This is a genomic window from Alkalibacterium sp. f15 (genome assembly GCF_049389645.1).
Classification (GTDB): Bacteria; Bacillota; Bacilli; order Lactobacillales; family Carnobacteriaceae_A; genus Alkalibacterium.
The window spans coordinates 241,297-253,784 of record NZ_CP186540.1 but is presented as its reverse complement, the minus strand read 5'-3'; the positions used below and the strand labels follow the sequence as shown (position 1 = coordinate 253,784).

General features: G+C 36.7%; 13 protein-coding genes and 1 other annotated feature. Of the genes, 12 read left to right on the top strand and 1 reads right to left on the bottom strand.

Translation table 11 applies throughout. The features are described 5' to 3' along the window. The first annotated feature begins 78 nt into the window (after positions 1-78). Together thiT and cls are read left to right on the top strand one after the other, a co-directional pair. Complete coding sequence (thiT, locus tag ACO1PF_RS01315) at positions 79-645, top strand: energy-coupled thiamine transporter ThiT (RefSeq protein ID WP_423189580.1); 567 nt, start codon at positions 79-81, stop codon at positions 643-645. A gap of 86 nt (positions 646-731) precedes the next feature. Next, a complete protein-coding gene (cls, locus tag ACO1PF_RS01310; RefSeq protein ID WP_423189579.1) occupies positions 732-2,186 on the top strand; it encodes a cardiolipin synthase in 1,455 nt (484 codons plus the stop codon). Between the two features lie 90 nt (positions 2,187-2,276). On the opposite strand, the gene ACO1PF_RS01305 is transcribed toward cls, so the two are convergent. Continuing rightward, positions 2,277-2,594: a hypothetical protein gene (locus tag ACO1PF_RS01305; RefSeq protein WP_423189578.1), complete on the bottom strand. Its 318-nt coding sequence runs from the start codon at positions 2,592-2,594 to the stop codon at positions 2,277-2,279. Positions 2,595-2,744: 150 nt separating this feature from the next. On the opposite strand from ACO1PF_RS01305, the gene ACO1PF_RS01300 reads away from it, so the two are divergent. From ACO1PF_RS01300 to ACO1PF_RS01255, 10 genes are all read left to right on the top strand, one after another. Further along, positions 2,745-3,617, top strand: coding sequence for a DegV family protein (locus ACO1PF_RS01300; RefSeq protein ID WP_423189577.1), 873 nt, complete (start codon positions 2,745-2,747; stop codon positions 3,615-3,617). 122 nt (positions 3,618-3,739) lie between these two features. Next, positions 3,740-3,786 (top strand) — a sequence feature (sodium ion sensor (DUF1646 type); this cis-regulatory element may regulate processes involved in with the transportation of sodium ions). Positions 3,787-3,826: 40 nt separating this feature from the next. After that, complete coding sequence (locus ACO1PF_RS01295; protein WP_423189576.1) at positions 3,827-4,153, top strand: hypothetical protein; 327 nt, start codon at positions 3,827-3,829, stop codon at positions 4,151-4,153. Next, a complete protein-coding gene (locus ACO1PF_RS01290; protein WP_423189575.1) occupies positions 4,140-6,095 on the top strand; it encodes a V-type ATP synthase subunit I in 1,956 nt (651 codons plus the stop codon). The genes ACO1PF_RS01295 and ACO1PF_RS01290 overlap by 14 nt, the downstream gene beginning before the upstream one ends. A gap of 49 nt (positions 6,096-6,144) precedes the next feature. Next, positions 6,145-6,621 (top strand): V-type ATP synthase subunit K, encoded by a 477-nt coding sequence (locus tag ACO1PF_RS01285; RefSeq protein ID WP_423189574.1) that lies wholly within the window; start codon positions 6,145-6,147, stop codon positions 6,619-6,621. A 113-nt stretch (positions 6,622-6,734) separates the two neighbouring features. Further along, positions 6,735-7,313, top strand: a complete 579-nt coding sequence (locus ACO1PF_RS01280) for a V-type ATP synthase subunit E family protein (RefSeq protein WP_423189573.1) — start codon at positions 6,735-6,737, stop codon at positions 7,311-7,313. 14 nt (positions 7,314-7,327) lie between these two features. Continuing rightward, the gene (locus ACO1PF_RS01275) at positions 7,328-8,332 is read left to right on the top strand and encodes a V-type ATPase subunit (RefSeq protein ID WP_423189572.1); all 1,005 of its coding nucleotides are present in this window, start codon (positions 7,328-7,330) and stop codon (positions 8,330-8,332) included. Continuing rightward, a complete protein-coding gene (locus ACO1PF_RS01270) occupies positions 8,322-8,633 on the top strand; it encodes a V-type ATP synthase subunit F (protein WP_423189571.1) in 312 nt (103 codons plus the stop codon). Before ACO1PF_RS01275 ends, ACO1PF_RS01270 begins: the two co-directional genes overlap by 11 nt. Before the next feature lie 12 nt (positions 8,634-8,645). Then, complete coding sequence (locus tag ACO1PF_RS01265; RefSeq protein ID WP_423189570.1) at positions 8,646-10,430, top strand: V-type ATP synthase subunit A; 1,785 nt, start codon at positions 8,646-8,648, stop codon at positions 10,428-10,430. Then, entirely contained in the window at positions 10,423-11,799 is a 1,377-nt protein-coding gene (locus ACO1PF_RS01260) for a V-type ATP synthase subunit B (RefSeq protein ID WP_423189569.1), read from the top strand. Before ACO1PF_RS01265 ends, ACO1PF_RS01260 begins: the two co-directional genes overlap by 8 nt. A 5-nt stretch (positions 11,800-11,804) precedes the next feature. Beyond that, entirely contained in the window at positions 11,805-12,437 is a 633-nt protein-coding gene (locus tag ACO1PF_RS01255) for a V-type ATP synthase subunit D (RefSeq protein ID WP_423189568.1), read from the top strand. Positions 12,438-12,488: the final 51 nt, after the last annotated feature.

Below are 12,488 nucleotides of genomic sequence, written 5' to 3'. Positions count from 1 at the left end.
GATATGAGTATATTCATGCTCATATTTCAAAAAATCTCTCCTCCCTAGTTCAGTTTGTTACTTGGGAGGAGATTTTTTATGCGAAATAAGAAATTACGTATATATTTAGAAGGAACGTTATTTGCAACGATAGCTATGGTGCTGTCACTTATTCCTACAGGCATAGGCTCGTCGTTCAGTGTTTCCTTAGGGATGATTCCACTAACCTTTTATGCTATAAGACGGGGACTCGCGCCAGGACTCTATGCTGGTTTTTTGTGGGGGCTGTTACATTTCGTTACGGGTTCTGTTTATATGTTAAATATTTATCAAGTTATTATAGAGTACACGTTGGCCTACGCTTTTGTCGGAGTAGCCGGGTTTTACAGCAAGGAAATTCTTCGGAATATTTCTTTGAACAATCATAAAACCGTTCAGTTTTATATATTAGTTGCTGTAATTGCGGGTGCAGTAGGTCGTTATTTTTGGCATTTTATTGCCGGTTGGATATTCTGGGGAGATTACGCTTTGTGGGGACTAAGTGCGTTTTTATTTTCGCTTGTAATGAACGGTATAAGTATGATGGTGACTGCGTTGGTTACCATGGTAGTCATGTTGATATTATATAGAAATTCTCGATTTATTTTTCATCCTAAAAATAAATAATGATCGAATTCTTCCCTTATAACTAGACAGAAATAGTGGTGCTAATGTAAACTGAAACAAATAGAGGCTTTTAGAAGGAGTCATAAATGAATATTATATTTACACTTTTTTGGATAGTCATATTTCTTAACTCGATATTAGCTTTATTTACAGTTTTTCGGGAAAAAGAAAGAGATATCGCAGCGATATGGGCTTGGCTATTAGTTATTACAATGTTACCGGGATTTGGATTCGTTATTTATTTATTTTTAGGGCGAAAAATTTCCAAAGAAAAAACATTTGACATCCAATCCCAAGAGAGAATTGGCATGTCCCAGTTAGTTGAATCACAAAAGAAATTGATTGAATCGGAAAATTTAGATGTTCCGGAATCTTTGTATCAAGATAAAACGTTTGAATTGATTCGTCTATTTCTAGAAAGTAATCAAGCAGTATTAACAAAAGGAAATAAAGTCAAACTGATCAGTGACGGGAAAGAAAAATTTGACCTGATGCTGGAAGATATTAGTCAAGCAAAACATCATATTCATGTCACTTATTATATTTTTAGAGGAGACAAGATAGGGATAAAACTTGTAAATGCTCTGGAAGAAAAAGCTAAACAGGGTGTTCAAGTGAAAGTGCTTTATGATCCTGTTGGAGCTAGGGTATTGGGAAAACATTTCTTTGACCGGTTAAGAGAATATGGTGGGCAAGCTGAACCTTTTCTTGGTTCACAATTCTTTCTGATCAATCTACGTCTCAATTATAGAAATCACAGAAAAATAGTAGTCATTGATGGGGAAATCGCATATACGGGTGGATTCAATGTCGGAGACGATTACTTGGGATTATACGATGAAATGGGATACTGGCGAGACACTCACCTGAGGATTGAAGGGAACGGGGTTCTTACGTTGCAAACGCGATTCTTGATGGATTGGAATGCATCGGTAAAAGAAGCAATCGTTGAATATGATGAAAGTTATTTTCCTTTCTCAGTTTTAAAAGGCTCTACTGATATGCAAATCGTTTCTAGTGGCCCTGATAATGAAATGCAGTCAATAAAAAAAGGTTTTATTAAGATGATAAGCATGGCTAAAGAATCAGTTCTTATTCAAACACCTTATTTCATTCCGGATGAAGCATTAATGGAAACGTTAAAGATAGCATTGTTTTCCGGAATAAATGTCAAGCTTATGATTCCTAATAAACCGGACCATCCATTCATTTATCGTGCTACACTGAGTTATGCTGAGGAGCTCCTTCATTATGGTGCTGAAGTTTTTATCTATGATAATGGCTTCTTGCACTCTAAAACAATCGTTATCGATGGTGAATTATTGTCTGTGGGAACAGCTAATTTTGATATTAGAAGTTTCAAACTTAATTTTGAAGTGAATGCCTTTATCTATGATCGTTTTTTAGCAAAAAAACAGGTCCAACGCTTTGAGGAAGATATGCAATACTCATATTTATTAACTCAAGATATCATAGATGATTACTCGAAGTGGGAATTATTTAAACAGCAGTTTAGCCGCTTATTTTCTCCAATATTATAATTTGATCCACATAACGAACATATGATACTAGTTATTTGTAAAAAACAAACTCTATAGAGAGGATACTCTCTATAGAGTTTGTTTACGTATTTATTGTCTTCTGATATGCCTTATGTCTCGTGCATTAATTAAATATGTTATTGTCTGTAAATCAGACTTGATAATAATTTGAGTCGATTTGGGTGAAAAATAAGCTATACCTGAAAACTCAACGATGCTTTCTGATTGAGATGTAGGGTTAACTTGGACAACAATAGGATACCGATTTTTTACAGCCTTTTTCAAATAAGTGGAAATTTGATTTCTAGGCATCTGAACCTGAACTTTTGCAATCGGTGTAAACAGTGTCCCGTATCCTTTTTTTAAATAATCAACGAGTGAATGTCTATTCGTGGCTGATCTACTCATATTTATCCTCTCCCGAACGTATGTTACCCATATTATAGCGAACGAACATACATTCGTCAATAAAATAAGATTAATTTATGTATAATGTTTCTATTTATTGTGAGAATAAGTATAATATATAGTGTAGTAAAAAAGGAGTGATTTCAAAATATGGATTATCAGATTATTACTGACTCAGGTAGTGATTTACCGCTAGAGTTAGTGAATCGATACAATATAGATATTGTCAATTTTACGATTAGAATTGGTGAAGAAGAATTAATTGATGATATGGGAAAAAACTTTGATAAAGATGCGTTTTTCCAACGACTCAAGAATGGCGAAACAGCCTCTACCTCTCAAATCAATGTGCACACATATATAGAAAAGTTCAAATGTTATATCGAGAAGGGAATACCTGTTGTTTATTTAGCTTTTTCTTCAGCTTTGTCAGGAACATTTAATTCAGCAGTTCAGGCAAGAAAAATACTTGAAGATGAATATGAAGAAGTCAACATAGATATCATTGATACAAAAGCAGCAAGCCTTGGTCAAGGTCTCCTAGTATATGAAGCCTGTCAAAAGAAACAAGAAGGATACACAAGAGAGGAACTCATAAACTGGGTGGAGGATAATAAATTAAATTACCACTCATGGGTAACCGTAGATGATATAAAACATTTGCAACGTGGGGGGAGGATTTCAGCTACTGCGGCCACTGTTGGATCGATACTGAATGTAAAACCAATTATCATTGTGAATACAGAAGGTGAATTAGTTCCAGCTGCTAAGATCAGAGGTAGAAAGAAAGCTCTAAATTTTTTAGTAGATCAAACAATCAAATATTTAACTGAAACAGATGAGCATTCAATTTTTATCGGTCATGTTGGTGTGAGTGAAGAAGCTGAATTTATTAAAGAGAAGTTGCTTGAGAGAGTAAATCCTAGAGAAATCATCGTTTTAAGTTACGGACCTACTGTAGCTTCCCACACTGGATATGGCTCGTTAGCCATCTTTAGTTACGGAGATAAAAGAACGTCTTAATCATTTGAAATCAGTGAATAAATATAAACCAAACGCCCGAACTGGTATACCAGTTGACAATGTACAAGGTTATATGCTATAATAACTCTTGTTCGTAATAGAATTAACAATACTTATTATACGGTTGGGCGTTAGCTTTCAAGGATAATTTCTTCTAGGGTGAGAAGAAGCTTGTTAGCTGCGTCCATTTTTTTGAAAGGGGGAAGAAAATGAACCGAGAAGCTATAAATTATGTTAAAGAAGCAGAAGCCAGAGTTGTTGAACTACGTGCGAATGCTGAAATCGAGATAAGAGAAATTGAAGAGTATAAAGAACAAGAAATAAATACTCACAAAAATCTTACAGAGCAAGAAGTAGCGAAATACCAGAAAGAAAAGTATGACGAGCTTGGAATAGCTTTAAGAAAAGATGAAATAGTAATAGATGAAACGGTCCAGGAAGAAACTGTAAAATTCGATGCTGCTTATAAAGAAAAGAAAGATACAATAGCCAATCGAATAGCAGAGGAGGTATTGCGTAAATATGGCAATAGCTAAAATGAAAAAATTAACTTTATTGGCAGAACATGTTCATAAAGATAATGTCTTGAAAAGTGTTCAGGAGATGCAGAGTCTCCAAATCATTCCACTTGCTGACAAGGTTGAAGAAAATTTGTTAATAGGTTTTACCAGAGAAACATCTGATTCGGAAGAAATCAATTATCAGAGTAAATTGTCGGACATTGAATATTCTATTGATTATTTAGATGATCATGTTGCCAAACCTGGATTAATTGAAAAACTTAAGTCTAAGCGGGAAGTTTTCGCTTTAACTGAATTAGAAAAACGTGTTGAACAAGCGAATATTGATGCGTTGATTCATCAAGTTTCAGTAAAAGAACAACAATTAAACAAACTTGATGAAGAACTTAAAAACCTGAAACAAGAAGAACAGTTTTTAAGAAAATGGCGTGGACTCAATTTTATGCCCGAGGAAGTAAGTCAGTTTAAATTGATGCATGTCATGATCGGAACGATAGACAAAGAACATTCAGAACCACTTGTAAACACAATCAAAGAAAACGGTAAGATTTATCATGACGAAGTATACAGACGAAGCGATGAAATTGCTTATTTATTCATACTTCCAAAAGATGAACTTAAAGGCTTAAAGGATAGTATCAGTCAATACAGTTTCAGAGAATTGAAATACCTTTATGACGTTTTACCGGAAGATGCTCTATATCGAAATCTTTTAGAACAAAAAGAGATAAGAGAAGGCATAAGTAAAATAAAGAAAGAAATGAGTGCTTGGAAGTCAGTTTATCTAGATTTACAATTGGCGGAAGAATATTATTACAACTTATCTGAAAGAAATAAAGCCAAAGATATTTTGATTGATAGTCCTCACTTATTCTTATTGACGGGTTGGATTGAAGAAGAAAAAATTCAAAACCTCAAAAATAATATTAGTCAAGAAGTAGGAGAAAGCGAAGTCGCTATCTTAACTGATGATGTCAAGATAGAAGAGTACAAAGAAGTGCCAATCGTCTTGAAAAACAATAAAATAGTTCAACCTTTTGAGATGATTACACAGATGTTCAGTTATCCGCAATACAATGAAGTTGATCCTACACCTCTTATGATGCCGTTTTTCATGATATTCTTTGGAATGATGGCTGCCGATTTAGGTTACGGATTATTACTCTTTGGCGCAACATTGTTCTCTATGAAGGTATTTAACATTGAAGGATCTACTGGGAATTTTGTTAAATTCTTGCATGTGCTTTCGTATCCGACTATGGCATTCGGCATATTTTTCGGTAGTTTGTTTGGAATCGAGTTGCCATTTCAAGTGCTGTCATTACAAGAGGATGTCTTACTGATAATGATAATCTCGGTTGTGATGGGATTAGTCCAACTACTTTATGGTCTTATTTTAAATGGGATCATAAAAAATCGCCAAGGTCAAAGAGCATCTTCATATATTGATGGTTATGCTTGGGCAATGATGCTCGTTGGATTTATCTTATGGGTAGCGGGATCCTTGCTGATCGATAGCACATTAATGACACAGATAGGAATTGGAATTGTTGTTGTTAATGCTATTGGTATTCTTGTCTTCAGTGCTATTTCAACACCAAACACGGCGCTTGGAGTAGGCTTAGGTGCTTATAATTTGTATGGCATTTCAGGTTATGTCGGAGATATCGTGTCTTATACACGTTTGATGGCTTTAGGTGTAGCGAGTGCAAATATTGCTATGGCCTTCAACATGATCATAGGTTTCTTACCCGTCTATGCCAGATTTACAGTAGGGGTAGTGATTATTGTTGCCCTACACACGCTTAATATAGCGTTGACGTTCTTGAGTGCATACGTGCATTCATCTCGTCTGCAATACGTTGAGTTCTTTGGCAAATTCTTTGAAGGGGGCGGACATCCGCTCACTCCGTTGAAAACGCTGGAAAAACATATCTGGTTAGACCAGAAAAATTAAGGATTCAAATTTTAAATAAAAATATAAATGTAAATGGAGGAAAAGTATAATGAGTAATTTCGAAATGTTTTTTGGTGAAAATCTAGGTTTTGTATTTGGTGCAATAGGTGTTGCTTTAGCTGTTATTTTATCAGGAATGGGTTCTTCAAGAGGTGTTGGATCTGCCGGTGAAGCAGCTGCAGCATTAACAAAAGAACAGCCTGAAAAATTCGGTCGTGCATTAGTTTTACAAATGTTACCAGCTACACAGGGTCTTTATGGTTTTGTTATCGGACTTTTGATTATTGTTAACTTAACAACAGATTTAGGTACATCACAAGGTTGGTACTATTTAATAGCTGGATTACCAGTAGGTTTTACAGGTTTAACTTCAGGTACTTTGCAGGGCCGCGTTTCAGTAGCTGCTATGCAAATCTTAGCTCAAAAACCGGAACACGTTACCAAAGGTATTATTTACTCAGCGATGGTTGAAACATATGCTATCTTAGGTTTCGTTATTTCCTTAATGATGATTATATTTATCTAATAAAATGAATGAAGGGATTTGAGATAATACAGTGAAAGCAAATATATGCTTTTAGTATCAACTCAATTCCTTTCTTTCTTTAATTGTAATTGAATAGGAGGGAAATCCAAAAGATGGCTGACTTGAAATTATTAACAGAACGCGTTGTTGAAAAAGAAAGAGCAGCGCTCCGTCAGAAAGTTGAGCAAGCTAAAGTTGCGGCAGAAGATGAGATTGAAGCTTCACAAGCAGCAGAAGTTGCAAAGAGACAACAACTTAAAGACGATGTTGAAGAAAAAGTTAAAAAAGAATATGTAATTAAAACAAATACGTTAAAAATCAAAAAACGCAATAAAATTTTATCAGCGAAACAAAACTTATTGAATCAAGTGTTTGTTGATACCAAAGATAAATTAGATACGCTTGATAAAAAAACATTCCAAACTTTTGTATTAGATGTATTACAAAATTTTGAAAACGAAAAAGAAGTCACTTTGATTTTTGGTGAAAAGTCCAGAAATTTAGTTGATACAGGCTGGATCAAAGATAATGCACCTAAAAATCTAAGTGTTCGTGTATCTGATGAAACAATCTCAAAAAAATCAGGTTTAATCGTGGCAAAAGAGGGCATCGATTATAACTTCATATTTGATATACTTGTAGAAGAATTGAAAAATGATATTTTGTCCGAAATATCAAATGAATTATTTTAGAGAGGGGAATGGTTTTGAAAGATAGTGCATATGGAGCAAGTAATGTTCTCATTCGTATCTATGAAAATGACCTCCTCACTCGAGCTCATTTTGAAAGAATGCTGACATCAGATTCGTTTGAAGAAGCTGTTAATGTTTTACGCGAAACACCTTATCGTAATGATGTTGATAGAATTAAAGAAGACAAAAATTATGATTCGATGTTCATGAACGAGTTACATCAAACATATAACGAGATGTTTGAGATCGTTCCGAATACGGAATTAGTCGAACTTGTTGGATTAAGGTATGCGTATCACAACTTAAAAGTCTTATTCAAAGAAGAGATAACTGATCAGGATTTAGATCACTTGTTTATTCCTATTGGACGATACCCCATCTCCGACTTACGTCAAGCAGTTCGTCTCGGAGAATCTGAGGTACTGCCTAAAGCATATATGGATAGCATAAATGAAGTGAGAACAGAATATGAAGAATATCATAATGTGCAGTCGGTTGATATTATCTTAGACAGAAGATTTTTCACACACTTACGGCTTTTAGCTGATGAGACAGGTGAAACTGATATACCTGCATTGATCGAACGTTATATTGATTATAATAATCTTTCAACACTCGTAAGGGGATTGAAACAAAACCGCACACGTAACTTTATGTTAACTGTTTTGTCAAGTTCAGGATCTGTTCCCAAAACAGAATTGTTGAATCTGATCGGTGAAGATTTAAACGCCGTTGCTCAGTTTTACAAGAAGACAGATTATCGCCAACTTATTGATAAATCAGTGGATACGGACACTGGGGAACTATCAACAATAAAAGTTGACTATGAAACGGATAACGCTTATATGGAAAAAATGCGTGAAGCACGCCTAGAATCATTTGGGCCAATGCCTGTCGTAGCTTATCTATATGCTAAAGAAATAGAAGTAACAAATTTACGTTTGATATTATCGGGTAAAGAAAATGGACTATCTGCGGATCAAATCAGAGAAAGGATGCGTTTAAACTATGCCGAATAAAATTGGTGTTGTCGGAGACAAAGACTCTGTTTTAGTTTTTAAAATGTTGGGTTTTTCAGTGTCTTTCGCATCTGAAGCTAAAGAAGCTCGTCTGATCATTGACAGTATGGCGGATAAAGATTATGGAGTAATATATTTAACTGAACAATTGGCAGAGATGGTTCCAGAAACCATAAAACGCTATGATGCAAAACTGAAACCTGCCATCATTTTGATCCCCAATCATACTGGATCGCGTGGAATCGGAAAAAAACGAGTCCAGGATAATGTGGAAAAAGCTGTGGGTCAAAATATCTTATAGGAGGGTACGAATTTGAGTAAAGGAACGATTGTGAGTGTTTCCGGACCTCTAGTTACGGCTAGTGGAATGGAATCAGCAAATATACAAGATATATGTCGAGTTGGGCGTCTAGGCCTTATTGGTGAAATTATAGAAATGCGGGACGATGTCGCTTCAATTCAAGTTTATGAAGAAACTTCAATGATCGGACCTGGTGAAAGTGTTGAAACTACAGGAGAAGCATTATCTGTAGAATTGGCTCCGGGTATGATTTCTCAAATGTTTGACGGCATACAAAGACCGCTGGATGAATTCAAGATAAAAACAAATAGCAACTTTCTAGAACGTGGAATGAAAATTGCACCTTTGAACCGTGATAAAAAATGGGAATTTGTTCCAGCAGTAGAAGTCGGAACAGAGGTTGCTGAAGGAGACGTCATAGGGACTGTTCAAGAAACGAACGTAATTGAACACCGTATTATGGTTCCGTTTGGCGTTAAAGGAAAAGTGAAATCTGTTGAAACGGGTTCTTTCACTGTAACAGATAATATTTATGTCATAGAAACAGACACAGGTGACAAAGAATTTACTATGATGCAAAAATGGCCAGTCCGTCAGGGTAGACCCATTGCAAAAAAATTGAATCCTGTCGAACCATTAATTACAGGTCAACGTGTTATCGATACGTTATTCCCTGTAGCTAAAGGTGGAGCTGCTGCTGTACCTGGACCATTTGGAGCCGGAAAAACAGTTGTTCAGCACCAAATTGCGAAATGGGCAGATGTTGACTTAGTTGTCTATGTTGGTTGTGGCGAACGTGGTAATGAGATGACAGACGTAATCAATGAATTTCCGGAATTGATCGATCCTAATACAGGTGAATCAATTATGGAAAGAACGGTATTGATTGCTAACACCTCTAATATGCCTGTGGCAGCTCGTGAAGCTTCTATCTATACAGGAATCACTATTGCAGAATATTTCCGTGATATGGGCTATTCGGTAGCAATCATGGCTGATTCAACTTCGCGTTGGGCTGAGGCTCTACGTGAAATGTCAGGACGACTTGAAGAAATGCCCGGGGACGAAGGGTATCCTGCTTATCTAGGTAGTCGTATAGCAGAATTTTATGAACGTGCCGGAAAAGTTATCGCATTAGGAAGCAAGGGCAGAGAAGGCAGTATTACTGCTATCGGTGCCGTATCGCCTCCTGGTGGAGATACATCCGAACCCGTTACCCAAAACACATTGCGAGTGGCTAAAGTATTCTGGGGGCTAGATAGTTCATTAGCTCAAAGACGTCACTTCCCATCAATTAACTGGCTTAAGTCTTATTCACTATATTCCAATGATATGAATGCTTTTGTCGGTAAAAAATTGGATGTCGACTGGAGCGGTATGGTTGTTCATACAAAATCATTACTCCAGGACGAGTCAGAATTACAAGAGATCGTACGTCTGGTTGGTGTGGAATCACTTTCTGAGAAAGACCGTTTGAAGCTGGTTACTGCTCGTATGCTTCGAGAAGATTACCTGCAGCAAAACGCGTTTGATGACGTTGATACGTATACGTCTAGAAACAAACAATACGAAATGTTGAATGCCATCCTTCTCTATCAAAGAGAAGCAGAAAAAGCAATGGATTTAGGTGCATACTACGATGAAATTATCGAAGGTACGGAGAATGCACGTGAAAAAATTGCTCGTATGAAATTCATACCTGAAGAAGAGTTATCTCGCATCAAAGAAATTAATGTGCAAATTGAAAAAGAAGTTAAAGTAGTGCTTGAGAAAGGCGGTGTGGAATCAGATGCTTAAAGAATATAAAACAGTTGCAGAAATCGTCGGACCGTTGATGACCGTTCAAGGTGTTGAGGGTGTTAAATTTGATGAGTTAGTTGATATTGAACTCCAGACTGGAGAACGTCGTCGTGGACAAGTGTTGGAAATCAATGGGGATAAAGCAGTTGTTCAGTTATTTGAAGGGTCAACAGGGATCAACCTGGAGGACACTAAAGTCCGCTTCTTAGGCAAACCTTTATCACTCGATGTATCAGAAGATATGATTGGTCGTACCTTTGACGGAATGGGTCGAGTAAATGATGGCGGACCAGATTTGATTCCAGAAAAAAGTCTGGATATCAATGGTCAGGCAATCAATCCTATCGCACGTGACTATCCGGATGAATTTATTCAGACAGGTATTTCTACTATTGATCACTTGAACACATTGGTACGTGGTCAAAAACTACCCGTATTCTCTGGTTCTGGACTACCACATAAAGAACTGGCTGCTCAAATTGCCCGACAAGCGAGTGTTACCAACAAAGAAGAAAAATTTGCGGTTGTTTTCGCTGCTATCGGTATCACATTTGAAGAAGCTGAATTCTTTATGAATGACTTCAAAGAAACAGGAGCGATCGATCGTTCTGTCCTCTTTATTAACTTAGCAGATGACCCTGCGATCGAGCGTATTGCTACACCACGTATGGCTTTAACAGCGGCTGAATATTTAGCTTTTGAAAAAGACATGCACGTACTTGTTATTATGACAGACATGACCAACTATGCTGAAGCACTGCGTGAAATTTCAGCTGCTCGTCGTGAAGTACCTGGCCGTCGTGGCTATCCGGGTTACTTGTATACCAACCTGGCATCGTTATACGAACGTGCCGGTCGATTAGAAGGAACGAAAGGATCTGTTACACAGATTCCGATCTTGACAATGCCGGAAGACGATATTACCCATCCAATTCCTGACTTGACAGGCTATATTACTGAAGGACAAATCATTTTGTCTCGTGATCTTTATAACCAGGGCTATCAACCGCCTATTGATGTTTTACCCTCCTTATCACGTTTGAAAGACAAAGGTACTGGAGAAGGCAAAACAAGAGAAGACCATGCGGCAACAATGAACCAAATGTTCTCAGCTTATGCCCTAGGTAAGGAAGCTAAAGAATTATCTGCGGTGTTAGGTGAAGCTGCACTATCTGATACGGATAGAAAATATGTTGAATTCACAAATAAATTTGAAAAAGAATACGTTGACCAGGGGAACTATACAAATAGATCCATCCAGGAAACCTTGGACTTGGCTTGGGAATTGCTAAAAGTTCTTCCAAGAGCTGAACTCAAACGTATCAAAGACGATATGCTAGACAAATATATGCCAAAAGGAGAGTGAGGTAAATGGCTAAGATAGATGTCAACCCCACTCGCATGGAGCTTGCAAACTTGAAGAAACGATTAAGTTTAGCAACTCGAGGTCATAAGTTACTAAAAGACAAACAGGATGAACTCATGCGACAGTTCATTCAGTTAATTAGGAAGAATAATGAGTTGAGAAACCATGTCGAAGAAAAACTCGAAAAAGCAATGCAATCTTTTGCCATGGCGAAATCATTATTACACGAGAATTACATTGAAGAACTGATGGCTGTTCCTAGCCGCAGCGTATCATTGAATATGGGGCGAAAGAACATTATGAGTGTAAGAGTTCCTCAGATGAACTTTCAATATGAGGATAATGTGGCTGATGCTAGTGCACTGAGTTATGGTTATTTAAACTCTAATGGCGAATTGGATTTAACTTTTGAGTATCTCATAGAAGTCATGCCTAAAATGCTTGAATTGGCAGAAATTGAAAAAACATGTCAATTGCTGGCGGATGAAATAGAGAAAACGAGACGTCGAGTAAATGCATTGGAATATATGACTATTCCTCAACTGGAAGAAACCATTTATTTCATCAGAATGAAGCTGGATGAAAGTGAACGTGCAGCAATCACTCGATTGATGAAAGTTAAAGATATGGGTCAATAATAGTTTAAATAGTGGATCACTGCGAGAAGTTAGAACGCTTAACTTTCCGTA